Source organism: Thalassospira xianhensis MCCC 1A02616 (assembly GCF_003326475.1).
In the GTDB taxonomy this organism is placed as follows: Bacteria; Pseudomonadota; Alphaproteobacteria; order Rhodospirillales; family Thalassospiraceae; genus Thalassospira; species Thalassospira xianhensis.
The window spans coordinates 1-17,445 of sequence record NZ_JPWA01000001.1 but is presented as its reverse complement, the minus strand read 5'-3'; the positions used below and the strand labels follow the sequence as shown (position 1 = coordinate 17,445).

The window sequence follows — 17,445 nt, the reverse complement described above, 5'->3', positions numbered from 1 at the left end:
CAATCACCAACTCAGGATTTAGCTTGCTTCGACATCAGCGCATCAACATCAGGCTGCCTCTCCACAATGAGTGCTTCTGCGTCTGACCTTAGCCTTTCAGGCATCTCGACGCCAAGCCTCTGTGTGAAATACAGCAACTCTTCAAAAGTTTCACGGTCCGTAGCCTCCCAATCAATGGGAGAGCAAATCTGCTCCAATTCCCTTTGGGGCTGCCTGATCCTTTCTTCATAGGACAATAGCTCTTCGAGGAGTATCTCAGAGAGGTTTTTGATTGCCTCATCAGAGAGTACTAATTCCACAATCGTATCGTCTTTTAACCACTCGCCCTCATAGGCGCGGGGGTCTTGCTTATGCAACTCGCTCAAGCCTGGAAACAGGTGCGCTGACCAATGCCAAGGGTGAAACCTCTTGCCTATCGACGCCTCAATCTTGTCACGTGCATTGCCTTTCAGCACCTCACACATGAACACGTAACCCGCGTAGTTCAGAGACATCGATGCCGACATATCAGACCATCCCCATGCCCGCGGGCTCGGACGACATTGTATCCAGCGTCAGTTGATTGAGACGACCTTCAACGTGATGTGGGAAGATACGGGCATCTTCTTCCTTCATCCACCCCAGTGGCTCCAAGATTGCGAAGCAGCTTGCCGCCATCCTGGCATCAATCAAGGCCCCATGAAGTTCTTTACCGGTTTCCGGCTCAAACCGCTCTGAATTGTCGACCCCCAGTGTTTCGCACAGCCGGTTCAGATTGGTGCCAGATACATAGGACATTGGCCGCCCCTTGCCGAGCATGTCTGAAAACGCCTGCTTTGTGCAAATAATTGGGTTTGCGGTTAGCGCGTGGTGTCCGAGACGAGTCAGCTCGGCATCCAGGAAAGCCAAGTCGAAGGCACTGTTGTGAAACACCAGGGGAGCATTGCCGAGATAGCTCATCAATTCTTCGGCAATCTCATCAAAGATTGGGTACCCAGCCAGGTTAATTTTGCCATCTTCAAGCGCACCGCCATCAGGTAACCACTCGAAGCCGTTGACGGCGGACGCTTCCGGCGGTACCGGGCAGAGAGGATTGACGAGTTGTGAAAAGCTGTCTTCGGTGGCCCACCCGCTCTTCGTCCGAACCAGGCGATGGAAACCGACTGAACACAGGCGCTCACCGGCTGTGTTGCCATCAGGGCCTGGGAACGGGGATAGGCCCGTTGTTTCCGTATCTCCAACGATAACCATGTCATGTGCAATTGGACCATATGCGCCGCACGCAATCGGGGACTGTGGGATCGAAGACATCGACCTCTCCTATAACCATAAATTGACCTTAGTCATTATCCTATGACGCTGGCTGGAAAGTAAGGAATACCAAGAATGACCCATCGACGTAAAGGAATACATTTGGGAAAGATTTCAAGGAAGCACCTGTTATGCGTCCGTTTTTCTTTATAGAATTCCTCTTTCATGTTAATTTTCCATAGATGCAAATAAGACTCACTATCGTGAGTTGCGGTTTTGGAGGGATAAAGTGCGAGTAAAGACATTTTTATGGAGCTGCGTCATCATCGCGGCAAGTTCGTTCGCAAGCCCGGCGGACGCAGAGTTTGTTTATCGGCACAAAACCGTCGACGTGGCAGTCGTGCCCGATACCTGTGACATCCCATGGGGTGGCAGTCTGACAAACGGTGAGGATATCGTCGCCTACGAGAAACAAAGCGTGCCACACACGGAAACCTGCTCATTCGAGACGAGAGTTTGCAGGGATGGTCAGTTAAGCGGGTCTTTCACGCAATCACTGTGCACGGTCCAACCGATTCCTGTTTGTGGCTCGGAAGGCCAGTCGGGCCTTGACTGCATCAACGGCACCAAAACTACGGCAATTTCACACGGTGTGCAGACGCTTCAATGGAATGGTAGCGATTGGGATTTTGTAAGTGTTTCGTGTGACTCAGGTTACAAAGCATCGGGCCAAACCTGTGTCGCCAATACTGGGAAATGGGTGCAGCTGGGGCTAGGCAACAAAGGTACAGAAAACATATCTGCAACCAGCCCTTGCTCACCAATTGGGGCCTACGGTTATGCCTGGGTAATGGCACCTCCCCCGACGATGAGACAGCCAATGCAATTTCAGTGTAGATAGGTTTCAGGTGTCCATGTGCACTAGTCCTTTAATAACTGAAGCGTCTCTTCGTTGTTGAACCGGGTTGTCAACTTTTTTCCAAAGGCAGCCCAACCGCGCTTGCATTTTCCTTGATATTTCTTAGCGAAATAATGGATAATCACGCAAACTTGTAGGAAATCTGATCGATGACCAGGTGAACACTGGCGGGCACTCAAGCTGCCGCTGTCTTTCCTATCGCAACAAAATGGAGAAGTCGAATGAGGTTAAGCCTACTTTTGGCATTGGTCGTTCTCACCGCATTTTTAGGTGCCAGAGCAGAAGCAGATTACATCTACCGTCATCACGCAGAGGGAGTGAAGGCGATACCAGAGACCTGCGATCTGCCATGGGGTGGCCGACTGAGCAATGGTGATTCTTCTCTGGCTTATGAAGCCCAGTCTGTCCCTCACAATGAGAACTGCGTTTCTGAGACCCGGGTGTGCAGCAAAGGTAAACTAAGCGGAAGTTTCGCAGAAGAATATTGTGTTGTCGATGAACCACCTGCTTGCGGCTCAGAGGGTCAGACAGGCATGGATTGTGTCAACAGTACCAGAACCGTGAATGTTGCGAATGGTGTTCAGACACAGCACTGGGATGGAACGGAATGGATCACGGTCAGTGTCGCCTGCGATGCGGACTACATTTCCTCTGGATGGTCGTGTGTTCCCGAGCCAACAACGTATTGGTCGGGTCCTGTTGTGGTCCATGAGTACATTCACTTTGGAGGCAAAGGAAAGGCCTGTTCGACCAATCCCCCAGTAGGAGCATGTGTTGTCGGCAGTGAATGCTATATTGATCCGCCAACAGTCGCTTATCTTCGCCTGAAAAAGAAAAGTAATATCATCTTAGCGTCGGCATCTGATACGGGAATCTCTTCGTGGAGCCCTCAGCTTGCGGTTCCTTCTCGGTACTACAGTGTCTACACGTGCAAAGCGCGGTGATTTTGCCTGTCATGTTTCCCAATGGAGACTTTGACAACACAAACCTTAGGGCGTGGCGTTGTGCCACGCCCTAAGGTGTTCCACAGTTTGATACTGGCTACAGACCATCAAAGAGGCTGCTGACAGAGTGTCGACGCTCGGGTTGAACAGTGGATGATGGATAGTTTCCATCTACGGTTATCAGAATTCCGTATTAGTCAGCTGCCCCTTGTCGCTTGCCGGGGCCTATCTTGTAATTTCGGTATCAATCCCGATTAACTTGGCAAACACAAGAATGTCTTGAGATTCTGGGCACCGGGCTGACAATTTACACAAGCCATGTCCTCCCACGCGTGGAATGCTTGCGCTCCAAGAGAGTTGGCCTTTGGCAGGAAACGAGACCCACAGGGTCTTGTTTGCTCCATCCTGCCAGCGCGCCCTGATGGTTCCATCATCAGCTGTGAATAAAGCGGGTAACACCGTACCTTTTTGGTCTTTCCAGAACGCCAAAAACCTGTCGAGACTTTGGGGAGTTGGCGGTGTCGCTTCCTTGCGCAATGCCGCTATTCTCTGCTCGATGCCCTGACTAACCTTCTGAGAGCGATCGGGAACCTTGTCTCGTCCATGCTTTGCAAAAAACTTAGTATCTGCGGCACGGCAAAGTGATTCCAATGCGTCCATAGAGTCAAAGGCTAGCTCAAGGCTGGTTCTGGCAACGCCATGGTCTTGAGGTATGCGCGAAATGGGATTATCACCTGCGTCGTAGTCAGAGGACTCAACCGTTGCGAATAGCTCGAGACCATGCAGCCCACGTATAACAATCGTGTATTGCCGGTATGCCGGATCGCCAAACCTCGTAGATCCGGTGGTCAGTTTCCACGTGAGATTGCGCCCGACGCGGGACATAAAGTATTGTCTGATGGATGCCACTAGACCCGACCCTTTGCTGAAATATCCTTAATCAGGATTCCACATCTTAAGGAAAACTCAAAGGACATTCCCATCTTTTGCTTGTGGCATTGAGGGTATTCGAGCCATGCTCAATGAAACCCTTCGCATGTCTGGAGCCTTACATGACTATTTTGAGAGCTGTTACGGCCGGAGCAGTGTCTCTGATGCTTACATCAGTCCAACTGTCCTTTGCACATGCTGCATCGTCTCTGAAGGATATGCCCGAGCTCATAAAGGGCTCTTGGTTTATCAAATACAATCGCTATGAAACACAGAGTGCATGCACGCAGAATGACGAGGTCCTGCACACAACAATTGCTTTCGACATTCCCGGCATCACCCCAGACACCGTTCACGACATTGGCCGTATAAAGTTCAGGGATATTGTGAATGATGTCGTTGCCGAGCTGCCTGTGAACGATGACGGCTCCTACTTTTTCCAGACTGAGCGGGGGCCATTCCGTGAGTTTGCAGAAGGTATTTGCGATGATGACGGCGGCAATTGCGGGATGTCGATGCAATATTGGCAAGCCGAATACAATCTGACATATGCGAATACGCTGCTCGCGATCGAAGCCTTTTCCAAATCTGGTGCGCATCTGTTCAGTGCCGCCATCCCCGATGTCATCCTGCCGAACCCTGCACATCCGGACGTACCGGTCTTTCGGCGCGTAGACATGAAGCTGGAAGGCAGCGAGCTGGTTATTCAAACCCTACCCGACAATGTTGATGAGCCGATTGACCTTCAGATCCAGTATGCCGACAGCGAGCGTTATCACCTGGTAAATATTGATGACATTCCCTCAGATGAACGCAGGGAGCATCGGCTGCAAATGCCAGACGATTACGTGTATATCGGCGCACTTGTTGATGATGACAAATACAACTCCGAAAACAAAGTCGAGATCTACGATAAGAATAACGCCATTTTCGATTGCGGGCCTGGTGAAATCAAAGCCTCGCAATAGGGCTGCGGGTGTTACCGGACACGATAGTAAGCGACAGAACCGTAATGACCTCTCCCCTTCGGAGTAAGTTAAGAAGGCGGGAACGGTTAAAGTCGGTAGAAAATCGCAAAGATTCCTCGTGGAGACCCAAAGCTTGCATATTCCATGCAGTCGAACAAAACCTGTTGAGCGTAGGCGACCATATTGTCGTTAGTCGACTGTTGATTGCGAAACCCAATATATGAGGACGCATCCAGAGTGCCAGGGCCGTTGAGCTTTTCGATTTCTGTACAGACCAGCTCCCCTTCGTCAAGGAGGCCCTGCAAGTAACCATCATTTGAGGACACGTCCAGAATAGCAATCCGCTTCGGTGGCTGGTTGACCTCGGTTATCGCAGATACAATCTTCACCGGCTCCCACTGTCCAGAAAAACTCGGTGTGGATTTGAGATATCCCGCCGTCACAAGGTCGTCAATTGACGTCGCGGGTGCCCCGGTTTCAACCTCAAAGAGTTGGTCTGCTGCTTTGATTTGCTGCATGGCAGTCAATACTGTATTTGCCCGCGTCTTGGCTGAGGAGGCAGTGAAGGCTTCGCCGCCATAGTAGACGGTGGAAAGGGCAATTCCGACGCCTAACGTTATCGAAATAACGGCTACAATCAAGGAATACATAACGCCCCCAAAGAAGAACTTCCACAATTCTCACCCGGAAGACTAAAACGCGCAACTCTAAAAAGTTAAACCATCGCAGGACGCACATAATTCTTATAAATCAATGAAAACCGTTGACATGTTTTCCTTTACGGGAAAGCATTATCCTTATTGTTTTAAGGAAAGATACTCGTGACGCCTGGCATGATGAAGCATAATGAGCAAAGCTCTGACGCGTGGGCATCGGCATTGCCCGCTTCTTTGGCCGACTTTATTTGGCCAAAAGAAACCCTTCCAGAGGTATCACTATCGCGAACGGAAGACCACTGGGTGCTTGAGACAAGCGTAGAACATCAGGTCCGGTTGGGCCGCTTCGTTGGTTCCGAAGCTCGTGCTTTGGGGGCGGGTGTGCTCATCCCGAACACCGATCATCACATCAAACAACTTATATGGCTGTCAGCGGCGATGCCTGTTACGTGCAGTGATGGCATAATGCCGGAATTCCTTCCCCCGTCTGTTGAAAGCCTTCGCAAGGAGGTATCAATGCTACCAAGCCGGTATTGCAAGTTCGGCGCACTGTTTCGCCTATGTGACGGGCGTGAGAGGTCTATTCTAATAGACTACGTACTCCAGGAAGCCCGGCACATGTCGGTAGACGTATCGGCACAAGGGAATGCCCAGCCGCTTGATGCGAAGGTACTTACTCCTCGCGGGTGGATGGCGATGTCCGATATGCGGATCGGACAACTGGTAATAGGATCGAACGGATTTCCCACACCAGTAACCGGTGTCTTTCCAAAAGGGCCGCGTGATGTTTACCGGGTTACCTTTTCCGACGGCGCATCAGTCGAATGCTGTGATGAGCATCTTTGGGATGTGAACACGCCATATCGGCGTGCCGCCAACAAGGTTTCTCGAGTTCTCAGTCTTAAACAGGTCATGGACAACCTGTTTGATAATGCCAACAATCCCCGACATAGCATTCCCGTTATGGCAGCCGCTCATTTCGATGCGAAAGATATAAGTGAAGGATCGTCCTATCAGCTGGGCCTATTGCTTGCCGGGGCCACATCACCGGGCATGGCAGCCAAAAATGAAGCTGCGAACCTCTTTGAGCAACATTCTAACCTGACATTCCAGTCTGCTATTTGGTCGGCGCTGTCCCCTGATAGCGGTTTGCCAAGAGACAGTCTCTGTATCCCCATCAAGTCAAGAGTATCTCTATTGCAAGGATTGATGGATGTGGCTGGCCTTGTGGAAGATACCGGGGCAGTCGAGTTCGCAACGGGTTCAAAGCGCATGAGTGAGGCTGTGTCCACATTAGTGCGTTCACTTGGTGGCACGGCTAAAGCGACCTTTAACAGAACCAGGTTCCTGAGTAGTGAAACGGATGGGCATCACATCGTCAATATTTGCCTTCCTCGCGATATCGTCCCATTCTCTGAACCAGAGCGGTGTGAGAGATGGGCGGCCGCAGCAAGGTACAACGAACCGGTTCGCACAATGGAAAGCGTCGAATATGTAGGAACGAAGAGGTGCCAGTGCATCTCTGTTGCCGCGGCGGATCATCTCTACGTCACCGACGACTTTATCGTGACGCACAACACAGCTCGTAAAAGTGAGCCATTCTGATCACACCGTAACACAAAAAAGCAAAACTATTCCTCACGGTTCTTCAGAAAAACATCCTGCTTTTCTTGTTACTTGCTCAGGGAGCTCTACCACTGGTAGCGCTCTCAGCCCTGGGGCAGCGACAACTTTGGAAAGGAGACAAAATTTACGGCAAACTTCACAGGGAACTGCAATACTACTTCAAGATGTCGATGGAACAATGGCTCGTCAATCAATTGATTTGTAACATTTTACTGCAATTCTGTAGCTTCTGGCTCCTGAGTTTAACCAGACCAGTTTGCCTCATGCACCTCATTCTGAAATGCGGAGGCTTATCACAATATGGGAAGGCGTTGAAACGCTTAGAAACGCTTCACATCCTCCAGGAGTGACAACAAATAGTTGTAAAAGTCCAGAACTCGAGCTAACACCACCTGAGTTTAGAAGCAATTTATTTTACAATGTCTCAAAAAAATCTATCCAATTAAGCATCTTTTTCTTCTTTCCTTAAGAATTACCTTTAAAAATGAGTCTCTTGCATATTTTTGCTTTTAAATGGGGCGTGAAGATTTCACGGGGAAGTCTAATAAAAATGAAGGTACCAAAGGATACTTTATCCTTGTACGGCAATAAAATGTCGTGCTATCGGGAAGCTCGTCGCCCAGATAGAGTAAAACAATCCTTTGGTCGCTGATAAATGGCTCGATACTAGCCTGAATTTGATGGAGAAGAACATGTCCCATCCTGAAGTACCTGCAACCGAGGTTGTTGAGACAACCTTTGATGCCACTGTCCGGGTTGTCTTGGCCTATGTTGGCCACAACTCGGTAGACGCTGCTGCCGTTCCTGACCTTATCACCCATGTGCATGAGCGTCTGGTGTCGATTGCAAGCGGGACACCTGTCTCCGAGGAGGATGTGGCCTTTTTCAACCAATGCAAGGTTGATATCGCGCCTGTCCAGCCGGTCGTAAAGAAAACACCCGAGGAGATTGAGGCTTCCATCAAGCATGACTGCCTGATTTGCTTCGAAGACATGAAGCCCTACAAGATGCTGAAGCGTCCGCTTGCGACACGCTTCGGTTTGACGCCGGAAGAGTACAAAATCAAGCATGGCCTCCCGGATGACTATCCGTTGGTCTGTCAGGAAGTCATCGACGCCAAGTCACGCTCGGCCATCGCTTCCGGACTTGGGAAAACCACGCATACGCGACGCGTCCGAAAGTCCGAACCGGCTCAGATCAGTTCCCCGCGGTTCGACAGGAGTGCGGAAGCAGCTCCCTCGCTGTCGATGTAAGTGCTTGGTACTACAAGAGCCTCCCCATAGGTCTAGTCCTGTTGGGAGGCTTCTTCATTTTCTCTGGCCTTCAGACGCGCGATTTCGGCGGCCAGAAAGGCGCTAGCCTTGGCCAATGTATCAATTCTGCCCTTCTTGTCGGGCACATGCCGCGTTCCAGGCCAAGGGCAGAAAGCTTCGTCACCGGTAAGGAACCAAATTGCGGCATTCACCAATGTCCCATCCGGCTGGGCCTGATCATGTCCCAAATCAAACCCTTCATCGTGAATTTGGTGATACCTTTGAGAAACGACCGGCTCAAGTCCTGCCTCTTTCAGAAAGGCAGGTAAGTCGGTGATGCGAGGGTCAATCATCAGAACCAAATCCCATTGATTTTCATTGGCGGAAGCGCGCCTTTTCGAAAGTCGTCGTTCACCCGAAACGTATTGAAAAGGGCCTGGTCAACTAACCAGTCCGGCACGTTGGACAACTTCGCCAAGTCCCTGCAAGCAACGATGGCGGCAGCTCGAAAGTGCATCACAGCATCGCACTTCGGTTCCAGAAGACGCCCGGACTTGAGTGCTCTTTCAAAACCATCCGAAAGCTGAAGAACGCCACGAAAAGCCAAAATCCGTGGAATTTGATAGTCCGAGGGGATGACGATATCGGTTTGAACCTGATAGCCCAAACGAGTGAGATAACAGGTGATCAACAAAACAGAAAGGCACGCTTTCTTCTTGAAAGGGTCGATTTTAAAGGATTGGGGAAAAATATCGGCGATTGCGCAGACTGTATCCCAACTAAAACAGCAATCTTTCAACGAGTTGGCCTCGCCAAGGATGTTCTGCATCAATTGCCTGAAGCGGTACTGAGCGTCCTGGTCAAAGAACTCTTCAAAGATTTTCCTACGCTCCACAGCATAAGGTACGCCACTCAGATGCTCATCAATCCGCAAACGCAATTCATCAGTCAGCCCTTGGCAACCAAATGATGGAATAAGGCCTTCCTGATTGAGGCTATCAAGCCACGAATACATCGCCTGAGAGCCGGACCCATTAACCTGCCACTGAAGTGCTTCGCCGTCATCCGTGTCAGCGGCCTTGTAGAAATAACCACCATTCATCGCGGAATTGAATGCGATGTCGAAACAGGCTTCGGCCGGACCCGGGTGTCTGACCTCATAGGTAACGTCCGGCACAGAGGCCTTCTGGGCGAAATCAACCAGAGTGTCCAGACATTCGGGATGATATTTAACGTATGGACTCTGAATCATGATATCGGTGCAAGCCTCATATAGAGACGTCGCGGTTCTCGCGTAGCGCAAGGATTCAATGTTTTCCGTGAACATGTTTTGCTCCAAAATTTAAGCAAAACTACCAACACAAAGGAAAATGTCAATATGTTTTACTTTGTGAAACTGGCCGAGACGTTTTTATTGAGGTTGGGCAATCGATCTGATATCCCCAATGCAATGTTTTTCTGGTGGTGAGTTGATATGTCTTCCGAAGAGTTCAAAAATAAAGAGATCCTCCTTGAAATTATGAAGGAAGAGTTTTCAGTTTTTCAGAGCATTTTGCTCAGAGATGGGCGGCTCCCCCTGATTTTCCGTCTCTATGGACGTGACAATCAGGTTCACCACATTCAGTTCGAAGAAGTTTCCGATGAATCGAAACCTAAAATCTCCGAGCTTATCCGGCTTGCCTGCGTAGCCAACGACATTTGGGGTCTTACAAGCGGATTTGAGGCATGGATGGCTGAGCCCGGCGGCAGGCCTTCGCTAAATCCCGACAGGAAGGAGGCTTTTGTCCATGTGGGCTCGTGGGTGGAGCGTGACGGCAGTATATTGACCTATCTTCTTCCCTACCTGATTGAGCGCAACGCGGATGGCGATATTATCGACCTGCAAGAAGCGGATAGACCGCCAGAGCCGACACAGGAAAGTAAGGGTCATTTGGCCCACCTTCTTCCGACAGAGAGGCCAACACTCAAAGAGCGACGGGATGCCCGGCAAGCCTTTAACAAGCTGATGAAACGCGCTACTCGGGGCCACGAGAGTGGTGTGGTGCCACGCAAAAAGCTGCACTGAGGTCTAACTGTTCACACTGGTACCAGATCGCGGCAAAGCCCAAATGCGTCCTCCATTTCACGCACTGAATGGAAAACCATTGTTGTGTTTAAGGGAGGCATCGGTAACCGCTCGGCGACGTCAAATATCTCTGTGATGTCATGAAGACTTTGAAGCAGGATAAATCCGCCCTCTCCCAGGCGACATCTGGTCGCAAACCAACGCGCATTGATAGCGCTGGCACCAATACTGAACCCTATACTGTAGAGCCTGATTTCGCCACCGCCCGGGTGAGCCTTCCGCCATCCCTGAGTGCCACTATCCTGATAGAACGGACAGAATCCGTGTATCAACATGGCAGGAGTATCCTCACAGAGCATGGCGCTTTCAGCCAACTGACGGACCTCAGGGAAGTCATCGTCTTGACTGACAGTAATCGGAGATGACAAGTGGAGATCGTCAATAATTCTGAAAGTCAGAGTTCCAGGGTTGGGCATCCGAGCCAATATCGCCACCCCTTCGAACAAGCTATAAAGAGGCGTGGCCTGAACGCGACCCATTTCTGCACGGCAAATTCTGCTCAGCCGCCACAAGGGTTCCATGGGATTGATGATATCTGCCGGGTCACCAAGATATCGGAGCCGTAGTGATGTTCCATCCTTAAGCTCCCTCTGCCAGGTTCTCACAGGGTCGCCGGGTACTTCCATGAGGCCAGCTGCCTCCAGCAAGCCCTGGGCTGGAAACGGCGCACCCATCATAGGGCCATTTGTGAAGGAGTGCTCTCCATGAGTTCCGGGCCTGCCGGAATTCGCCCCAGAACCATGTCGATGATTTGCTCCTGACATCGGTCTAGAGCTGCGGCGGCCGCGTCTGCGTCCTCCTCTCTTTCGAAACGCCAAGATTGCTCAGATTGGTTCCAGAAGAACATGCCTGTCGTTACCTCAACGATAACCGACAATTGGGCCACCAACACTGTTGAGTGGATTTCGACGAACTGTGACTCAGGTAGATCTGCCCGCACTGGATGCTTCAGGTCAACCTGAGCCAGCCTCCCTGGCCCGACCTGTCGAAGTGCGCCGTAACGCGGATGGGTGCGGCATAAATCCATAAAGGCAAGTTGTTGGGCGCCTGGTAAAGCTTGTCCATTGCTGTACTCGACCAGAGTCTTCTGGTCCAGTATCGTGCAAGGGCGACCGATTTCCTCACGGCATTTAACGACTTCATCGACGTCATCAAAGTAAAATTTGGTGAGAATTGACTTTCCGCTTTTGTCCAAGACAAGCAGCAACCACCTGTTCGACATGATATTCTCCCTGAGAGGAACCTGGCGTTTGAAGGTTACGGGCCAGACTGGCAAGGAAGACGAAAAGAAAAGCGATGGCCTTTTGTTTATTGCCAGGCTATCGCAAGCTACTACATCAGGAACATCAACTTCTCGGGTGTCGTATCATTAGCCTTGAGCCAGGCGTCCACAGTACTTTCGACCTCAAGACGAGAATACGGCTTGAGGTCTGCGTAGCTTGAAAGCGCGTCAAAGACGGCTTCTTTAAAAGCCGCATAGGTCTCGGGCTTTTGCCGAACCTTTTCTCCTGCTTCGCTGAGATCGTACGCGATTGCACAAATTGGAGACAGGATGTTGTTCCCAAAGGTTTCGTAAAATGAAAAGCCAATCATGCCGCCTCCTGTACTTCCTGCTGTGAAAGTGACTGTGGGGCCACTTTTAAAAGCTTTCTCTGGATTGCCTCGACCCTCACGTCATTTGCAGTGCTCAAGGCGGCTGAAGTCCACACACGCATGCGCTCGGAGACATTCTGAGACAGGCGCACTTCGTCCTCTATCGTCAACCACCGATCGGGACAAAGGAAGAATGGGAAATGCAGGTTTTCACCGTCAGGCTTGGCCAAATCGCCTGCGGCAACAAAAGGTTCGTCTTTCACTACCGCATCGATGTAGATGACAAGGCTGCTACGAATGTCGACACTGTATTTTTCAACAAGTCTTTCAGCTTCGGCCCGGGCGGCATCTAGAGCATCCATGAAAGTCTCTTCGTCCACCAGATGAACCGGTTCGCCAATTGTCTCGTTACCGTGAGCAATGTGAACGGCCGCATGTACACGCCGAAACCAGAAGATCGTCTTGCTGCTGATAGCTAGATCGCGACCAGATGGGGTCCCGGCACTTCTGCGAACAACATTTGCAATCGGGTATTTCATGTTTCACATATTCTCCTTCAATATAAAGGAATATGAGTAAATTACTCCTTAAATGTCAAGGAAACTGTGGAAACTTCGACACCATTGCACAGAGAAATGCTTTCGCTCGCACTATCTTGTAGCCACCCCATAGCCAATAATGTAAAAGCTCCACAATATTGATGGTGGAGCCGAAGGAGAACCTCTATGCATGCTGACCAATTAGACGCTCAGAACATCCCCGCTGGATGGCGGTCGGCACTGTCAGGTGAGTTCTCAAAGCCATATATGGCAAGCCTGCGCTCTTTGTTGCACGCCGAGGCGGTGGCGTGCAACATCCTCTACCCGGCCGCTTCCGACATTTTTCGGGCGCTAGAGCTGACGAGCCTTGAGGATGTAAAAGTGGTCATCATTGGCCAGGACCCATATCATGGCCCCGGCCAGGCGCACGGTTTGTCATTCTCCGTCCAGCGCGGGCAGAAAATTCCACCAAGCCTCAGGAACATTTACACGGAACTTCAGGACGATATCGGTGTCACTCCACCGCGGCACGGGTTCCTTGAAGAGTGGGCTCAACGGGGCGTGTTGTTGCTGAATACCTCCCTGACCGTGCGCACCAAATCACCGGGTTCTCACTCAAAATGGGGATGGGATCAGTTTACGACTGCCATTGTACAAGCCGTCAGCAACCGGCCTTCTCCGGCCGTCTTTATTCTATGGGGACAGCATGCGCAACAGTTGAGTGTCCATATTGACGCGCAGAAAAACCCTGTCATCGCTTCCGCACACCCATCACCTTTCGCCGCCAGAAAAGGTTTCTTTGGAAGTCGACCGTTTTCGACAGCAAACCAGTTCTTATTGAATGAAGGAATCAGCCCAGTCAACTGGGCGATCTCAGAATAATAATCTTGAGACGGGTATTACTCTTCGCGGCCCACAGGCTGCTATCGTGACTCTTTCCTTAGTGCGCTCTCCTTTTGCTTGTTGCTATCCTTCATATATGCTAGTTTTCTTACGCCGAAGCGAAGTCAAGGAGGGCGTAATGAAGACTATTGACGTTCGCGACTATGAAGCGCAAAGCCTTTACGACGGACTAAGAACATTTGTTGTTTTGGGGGTTGATGCAAGTATTCTTTTCTTCTGGGGAGAGGGGAATAAGATTCCGTGGCGAAATCTAAAGCCGCAGCTTGATTTCATGCTGCCCGGTGGGTTCCATTGTTCAATAGACAATATTTTGCTCGACTCTCCGGAGGTTGTTCTTAACTTGCAACGCGGGGAGGATGGAGACGCCTCGCTGTTTGTGAAAGAGCTTTTGGACAGAGACTTGATTCTTTCCACAGCGCCAGTCACCGCCCACTACGGGAACGGTGATATGGAGTATCTGGGGCAAGCTGGCACCATTCTAAGGAATGCTGTCAATCCAGAGGCTGCTGGAATGTCCTTCGCCGCATAGCCACGTCCGTAGTGCCGGAGGGGAAATTGAGCACTCGCTCACCAGTCATGGCACCTTTGGTGTTTGGCTATGCTTTAATTTATCTACATTGGGTTCTGATATGAGCACTAAAATCTATGATGCCTTCCGCCTGGATGTTCCGTCACTTCTCGATGCTTACACCCTCGTCGACAGCTTCAGGCATCAGCTGATCCCAATGCGAAAAGAGCTCATGGATCGTCGCTATGCTGGCGATATGATTTCGACGCTGGATATGCTTGCCTTGGGGCATATGCCTGATTTGAAAGACCAAACCAACCCGTCACTTTACAGGTTTGTAAACAACAACTGGCATGAAATTGAGCGAGAGCTGATTAAAGGCCACAGAAGTCCTCTCCATGACTTCGGATGTGAAATCATTCTGTATCCGCACGATGGCGAGATTTATGGGCAGATGCTTGTCGAACAAAGCAGCTATCGCGAGGCTTGGTTCGACAACCCATCCGTCGTTGACTTCCATTATCAGAATCAGACGGATGGCCCCGATAATGTCAGCGAGGAAGAATGGGAAGCAAGAAGTGATATTTGGGATGCCATTTTCAACAGGCACCCATCATCAACGATGGCACTTTGTGGTCTGACCATCACGTGTGCGCCCGAGAGAGGTCTGTGCAACCGAAGCACCATTGAGGAACTCCGCAAAGCTGCTCCATCTTATGAAAGCAGACTGGATAAAGTCGCCCGTCAGGCAATCTGCGATATGTTCCTCAGGTCGTCCAGTGCTGACATCGAGGCTTTCAGGCCGAGCGATTTCGTTAACTTTCACTATCGTGTTCGAAACTTCCTCGACGAAGAGAGAGGAAAGGCATATCTGGCTGAAGTAAAGGAGAGCCTTGACAGCACGAATGCCCTTGTTCGGGAGTTGGGCGAGGACGTCGTCCTGGCAAAACTTGATGACTTGCTTAAGAAGCCTCCAGTCATTCCTGAGTGCGCGGTTCCTGACAATTTGTACGAGCGCAGTATTCCGGATAATTTGAAACCATGAGAGATCTGCAATGTCGCTAAATATCGAGTACGGGTTCAAGTTTCGGGCCGCAGATTTTCCCAAGGTGTTCGGACAGGTGCAAGACTGGCGACCGGAGGCGACGAGGATTGGTGAAAAGCTGCTCTACTCACTTATGGCTGCCGAACTGTTTTGGCGGGTTGACCTTCGTCGAGCCGGAGTTCCCCTGGTTCGTGATGAAGATGAAGAGAGCATCTTTGATGGCGTCTCACGTTGCTTCATGATGTCAGGCATTGATCAGCGGTGGTCAGCGTATAATTTTACCTGCAACATCGCCATTATTCCGCATCAAGGTGAGTTCTACGGCGTTTTGAGGGGCGTTGCCGCCCACCATTACAAGCAGTCTTGGTTCGAAAGCTCGCAATGCGTGGATTTTTCGTTCGATGAAAGCTATGGTCCAGATGTTCCAATGGGCATTTCCGAAGCAGATTGGCAATCACGCAAACGCACATGGCTCGAAATTTCGAAGAATGCCGGATCTGATTTATGGTCGAAGATGAGCGTGACGGCAGAGTGCTTCAATACAGGAGATGTGCCTTTGCTTTTTCCAAGCTGGACAAAGATTGAGCAACATGCCCCCTCCGAAGAGGAACGCGCACTTAAGATGCGTGAATTCACGCGCGTCAGCACAGCAAAGATTGTCCCAACAGGGTTAACTGGTCCAGAAAAGCTGGACTACATTCAAAACAACATCATTCGCCCGGTCACACACCAGGACATTCTTCGGTCGCCAAGCGAAATCGCACCGGTAAATCCGCTCAGCACCGCCGCAACTCGATACCGTCCCGGATGAGTTTTATGACTCTTGATGAACTCACCTGCTTTTGGCAGGACGTCCCTCAGCTTTGCCCACCGCCAGGCATTGCATCTTGGATGATGTCGCCTTCTGATTTTGCCCGGGCCGAACCCGGATTGTATCGTGGCTATCGGGCGGCCGATACGAACTTGTTAACACCATATTCGACGGGTGGCATCTTCATCGCACAGAATGCGGAGTACGCGTCGTCCTACAATGAACGCGTCTGGCGGATACTGCTGGATATTCGTAAGCCGTATGTTGAAAATGCGTCGAGATTTACCTTTGTTTCTGACGCGTACAGGCAGGCTCTTCCTGCTGGAACCGATGCCATCATCCTCCCGCAGGGGGACATGAATATCGGACGAGGGCCGACTATCATTGCTTTGGATGCCCGCGTGATTGTCTCGGTGGAAGAGACATGGAATTACGGTCAGGTTCTGTACGCAATCAAGATGGGTGAGATAAACAGCGTCCCAGATGACGTGCTGGCAGACTACCCGACCATTCTTCACCGACGCGCGCAAATGCACGAAGTCTACGGTGAGACGTTCCCTGCGAGACAATTCTGACGTCTCCCTTGCCAATGATGAGCTTATGCTCATGGCAAATCCACTCTCAAGGGCAGGTGAAATGGAATACAAGATTTCTGTCGATGATGGCGTCAAAGTCCCGGATGAGGTTTTGGCTGAAGTCCAAGGGTACTATGCCATTCCGGGTGAGACGGTTTGTCTGGACAAGAACGTCAGTTTTGTCGGCGAAACGCAGTCTGATTTCGAAGCTCGCAGGGCACTTTACGGCGATACGGTTTTCACTGTCAGTAAGACCGGACTTGAACTCTTCGACGGTAGTGACGTGCGCGTCTACCATGAGTTTGTCGGTCACACAGGTCGCCATTTTGCGAAAGCATTTCGGTCACCAGGCGTACATATCCAAGTCAACGGCATTCTTTTCGAAGAGGCAGGGCAACTATGGCTCGTCGAACTCACAAAAGAGTTCGAGCTTCATGATGATGCGCGCGCCTTCCCGATTGGTGGCAACTTCGACAGGCTGGCCAAAAACAATATCGCTGGCTTCCATGAAATGGAACAGCAGGAGGAACGGATGGAACTCTTCCTCAGCGAAGTTCGACGGAAGGGTGCAGCCGGGCTATTCTTGGTCCTGGGGGATGAAAGCACAGGCTTTGAACTCGGTGGCCTGCCTATGGGATTTGAAACCCACGCGGAAGAAGTCGCTGCCGCGAAGGCCATCGTTACTGAGAGGATGGCAGCCGCTGCCTCCCCTGCCCCGGCACTCTAAGCAAATCAAAGGTGACTGTAATCAGTCACCTTTTTTCTTGCCCTTGGCGTCGCTTTGGCGGTCTTCACCCTCGGCCGAGAAATTGGTGAAATA

20 protein-coding genes are annotated in these 17,445 nt (G+C 50.8%); 10 read left to right on the top strand and 10 right to left on the bottom strand.

The window, feature by feature from the left end; all coding sequences use genetic code 11:
- Positions 1–11 precede the first annotated feature (11 nt).
- The 3 genes from TH5_RS00105 to TH5_RS00095 all read right to left on the bottom strand — a co-directional run bounded on the left by TH5_RS00105 (position 12) and on the right by TH5_RS00095 (position 4,002).
- Positions 12–506, bottom strand: a complete 495-nt coding sequence (locus tag TH5_RS00105; RefSeq protein ID WP_114119978.1) for a hypothetical protein — start codon at positions 504–506, stop codon at positions 12–14.
- 1 nt (position 507) lies between these two features.
- Positions 508–1,290, bottom strand: a complete 783-nt coding sequence (locus TH5_RS00100; protein WP_114119977.1) for a 3'-5' exonuclease — start codon at positions 1,288–1,290, stop codon at positions 508–510.
- Between the two features lie 2,028 nt (positions 1,291–3,318).
- Positions 3,319–4,002 carry a hypothetical protein gene (locus TH5_RS00095; RefSeq protein WP_147249981.1) on the bottom strand — a complete coding sequence of 228 codons (684 nt, stop codon included), beginning with the start codon at positions 4,000–4,002 and terminating at the stop codon, positions 3,319–3,321.
- A 185-nt stretch (positions 4,003–4,187) separates the two neighbouring features.
- Here TH5_RS00095 and TH5_RS00090 point away from each other — a divergent pair, with 185 nt between their 5' ends.
- Positions 4,188–4,991: a hypothetical protein gene (locus tag TH5_RS00090; protein WP_114119975.1), complete on the top strand. Its 804-nt coding sequence runs from the start codon at positions 4,188–4,190 to the stop codon at positions 4,989–4,991.
- Between the two features lie 86 nt (positions 4,992–5,077).
- Here TH5_RS00090 and TH5_RS00085 read toward each other — a convergent pair whose 3' ends face one another.
- Positions 5,078–5,641 carry a hypothetical protein gene (locus tag TH5_RS00085; RefSeq protein ID WP_147249980.1) on the bottom strand — a complete coding sequence of 188 codons (564 nt, stop codon included), beginning with the start codon at positions 5,639–5,641 and terminating at the stop codon, positions 5,078–5,080.
- 624 nt (positions 5,642–6,265) lie between these two features.
- On the opposite strand from TH5_RS00085, the gene TH5_RS00080 reads away from it, so the two are divergent.
- Entirely contained in the window at positions 6,266–7,252 is a 987-nt protein-coding gene (locus tag TH5_RS00080; protein ID WP_147249979.1) for a Hint domain-containing protein, read from the top strand.
- A gap of 713 nt (positions 7,253–7,965) precedes the next feature.
- Positions 7,966–8,526 (top strand): MucR family transcriptional regulator, encoded by a 561-nt coding sequence (locus TH5_RS00070; RefSeq protein ID WP_114120512.1) that lies wholly within the window; start codon positions 7,966–7,968, stop codon positions 8,524–8,526.
- 32 nt (positions 8,527–8,558) lie between these two features.
- Here TH5_RS00070 and TH5_RS00065 read toward each other — a convergent pair whose 3' ends face one another.
- Together TH5_RS00065 and TH5_RS00060 are read right to left on the bottom strand one after the other, a co-directional pair.
- The gene (locus TH5_RS00065) at positions 8,559–8,879 is read right to left on the bottom strand and encodes a hypothetical protein (protein WP_114119971.1); all 321 of its coding nucleotides are present in this window, start codon (positions 8,877–8,879) and stop codon (positions 8,559–8,561) included.
- The gene (locus TH5_RS00060) at positions 8,879–9,853 is read right to left on the bottom strand and encodes a queuosine salvage family protein (RefSeq protein ID WP_114119970.1); all 975 of its coding nucleotides are present in this window, start codon (positions 9,851–9,853) and stop codon (positions 8,879–8,881) included. The genes TH5_RS00065 and TH5_RS00060 overlap by 1 nt, the downstream gene beginning before the upstream one ends.
- 147 nt (positions 9,854–10,000) lie before the next feature.
- Here TH5_RS00060 and TH5_RS00055 point away from each other — a divergent pair, with 147 nt between their 5' ends.
- A complete protein-coding gene (locus tag TH5_RS00055; protein ID WP_114119969.1) occupies positions 10,001–10,591 on the top strand; it encodes a hypothetical protein in 591 nt (196 codons plus the stop codon).
- An 11-nt stretch (positions 10,592–10,602) separates the two neighbouring features.
- Here the strand turns inward: TH5_RS00055 and TH5_RS00050 are convergent, their stop codons facing one another.
- The 4 genes from TH5_RS00050 to TH5_RS00035 form a co-directional block, all read right to left on the bottom strand.
- The gene (locus tag TH5_RS00050; RefSeq protein WP_147249978.1) at positions 10,603–11,277 is read right to left on the bottom strand and encodes a hypothetical protein; all 675 of its coding nucleotides are present in this window, start codon (positions 11,275–11,277) and stop codon (positions 10,603–10,605) included.
- 47 nt (positions 11,278–11,324) lie between these two features.
- The gene (locus tag TH5_RS00045) at positions 11,325–11,873 is read right to left on the bottom strand and encodes a hypothetical protein (protein WP_114119967.1); all 549 of its coding nucleotides are present in this window, start codon (positions 11,871–11,873) and stop codon (positions 11,325–11,327) included.
- A gap of 110 nt (positions 11,874–11,983) precedes the next feature.
- Complete coding sequence (locus TH5_RS00040; protein WP_114119966.1) at positions 11,984–12,244, bottom strand: hypothetical protein; 261 nt, start codon at positions 12,242–12,244, stop codon at positions 11,984–11,986.
- Positions 12,241–12,783, bottom strand: coding sequence for a hypothetical protein (locus TH5_RS00035; protein WP_114119965.1), 543 nt, complete (start codon positions 12,781–12,783; stop codon positions 12,241–12,243). Before TH5_RS00035 ends, TH5_RS00040 begins: the two co-directional genes overlap by 4 nt.
- A gap of 186 nt (positions 12,784–12,969) precedes the next feature.
- Here TH5_RS00035 and TH5_RS00030 point away from each other — a divergent pair, with 186 nt between their 5' ends.
- The 6 genes from TH5_RS00030 to TH5_RS00005 all read left to right on the top strand — a co-directional run bounded on the left by TH5_RS00030 (position 12,970) and on the right by TH5_RS00005 (position 17,352).
- On the top strand, positions 12,970–13,665 hold the full coding sequence (locus TH5_RS00030; RefSeq protein ID WP_114119964.1) for a uracil-DNA glycosylase: 696 nt from the start codon (positions 12,970–12,972) through the stop codon (positions 13,663–13,665).
- 139 nt (positions 13,666–13,804) lie between these two features.
- Positions 13,805–14,215 (top strand): hypothetical protein, encoded by a 411-nt coding sequence (locus TH5_RS00025; protein WP_147249977.1) that lies wholly within the window; start codon positions 13,805–13,807, stop codon positions 14,213–14,215.
- Positions 14,216–14,315: 100 nt separating this feature from the next.
- Complete coding sequence (locus TH5_RS00020; protein WP_114119962.1) at positions 14,316–15,239, top strand: hypothetical protein; 924 nt, start codon at positions 14,316–14,318, stop codon at positions 15,237–15,239.
- Positions 15,240–15,249: 10 nt separating this feature from the next.
- The gene (locus TH5_RS00015; RefSeq protein ID WP_114119961.1) at positions 15,250–16,050 is read left to right on the top strand and encodes a hypothetical protein; all 801 of its coding nucleotides are present in this window, start codon (positions 15,250–15,252) and stop codon (positions 16,048–16,050) included.
- 5 nt (positions 16,051–16,055) lie between these two features.
- Positions 16,056–16,625, top strand: coding sequence for a hypothetical protein (locus tag TH5_RS00010; protein WP_147249976.1), 570 nt, complete (start codon positions 16,056–16,058; stop codon positions 16,623–16,625).
- A gap of 61 nt (positions 16,626–16,686) precedes the next feature.
- Positions 16,687–17,352, top strand: coding sequence for a hypothetical protein (locus TH5_RS00005; protein WP_147249975.1), 666 nt, complete (start codon positions 16,687–16,689; stop codon positions 17,350–17,352).
- Positions 17,353–17,445: the final 93 nt, after the last annotated feature.

Excerpts from the sequence above, each read along its gene's own strand:
- TH5_RS00105 (WP_114119978.1), bottom strand. The coding sequence starts at position 506 with ATGTCGGCATCGATGTCTCTGAACTACGCGGGTTACGTGTTCATGTGT.
- TH5_RS00100 (WP_114119977.1), bottom strand. The coding sequence starts at position 1,290 with ATGTCTTCGATCCCACAGTCCCCGATTGCGTGCGGCGCATATGGTCCA.
- TH5_RS00090 (WP_114119975.1), top strand. The coding sequence starts at position 4,188 with ATGCTTACATCAGTCCAACTGTCCTTTGCACATGCTGCATCGTCTCTG.
- TH5_RS00085 (WP_147249980.1), bottom strand. The coding sequence starts at position 5,641 with ATGTATTCCTTGATTGTAGCCGTTATTTCGATAACGTTAGGCGTCGGA.
- TH5_RS00080 (WP_147249979.1), top strand. The coding sequence starts at position 6,266 with ATGTCGGTAGACGTATCGGCACAAGGGAATGCCCAGCCGCTTGATGCG.
- TH5_RS00070 (WP_114120512.1), top strand. The coding sequence starts at position 7,966 with ATGTCCCATCCTGAAGTACCTGCAACCGAGGTTGTTGAGACAACCTTT.
- TH5_RS00065 (WP_114119971.1), bottom strand. The coding sequence starts at position 8,879 with ATGATTGACCCTCGCATCACCGACTTACCTGCCTTTCTGAAAGAGGCA.
- TH5_RS00060 (WP_114119970.1), bottom strand. The coding sequence starts at position 9,853 with ATGTTCACGGAAAACATTGAATCCTTGCGCTACGCGAGAACCGCGACG.
- TH5_RS00055 (WP_114119969.1), top strand. The coding sequence starts at position 10,001 with ATGTCTTCCGAAGAGTTCAAAAATAAAGAGATCCTCCTTGAAATTATG.
- TH5_RS00050 (WP_147249978.1), bottom strand. The coding sequence starts at position 11,277 with ATGGAAGTACCCGGCGACCCTGTGAGAACCTGGCAGAGGGAGCTTAAG.
- TH5_RS00045 (WP_114119967.1), bottom strand. The coding sequence starts at position 11,873 with ATGTCGAACAGGTGGTTGCTGCTTGTCTTGGACAAAAGCGGAAAGTCA.
- TH5_RS00040 (WP_114119966.1), bottom strand. The coding sequence starts at position 12,244 with ATGATTGGCTTTTCATTTTACGAAACCTTTGGGAACAACATCCTGTCT.
- TH5_RS00035 (WP_114119965.1), bottom strand. The coding sequence starts at position 12,783 with ATGAAATACCCGATTGCAAATGTTGTTCGCAGAAGTGCCGGGACCCCA.
- TH5_RS00030 (WP_114119964.1), top strand. The coding sequence starts at position 12,970 with ATGCATGCTGACCAATTAGACGCTCAGAACATCCCCGCTGGATGGCGG.
- TH5_RS00025 (WP_147249977.1), top strand. The coding sequence starts at position 13,805 with ATGAAGACTATTGACGTTCGCGACTATGAAGCGCAAAGCCTTTACGAC.
- TH5_RS00020 (WP_114119962.1), top strand. The coding sequence starts at position 14,316 with ATGAGCACTAAAATCTATGATGCCTTCCGCCTGGATGTTCCGTCACTT.
- TH5_RS00015 (WP_114119961.1), top strand. The coding sequence starts at position 15,250 with ATGTCGCTAAATATCGAGTACGGGTTCAAGTTTCGGGCCGCAGATTTT.
- TH5_RS00010 (WP_147249976.1), top strand. The coding sequence starts at position 16,056 with ATGACTCTTGATGAACTCACCTGCTTTTGGCAGGACGTCCCTCAGCTT.
- TH5_RS00005 (WP_147249975.1), top strand. The coding sequence starts at position 16,687 with ATGGAATACAAGATTTCTGTCGATGATGGCGTCAAAGTCCCGGATGAG.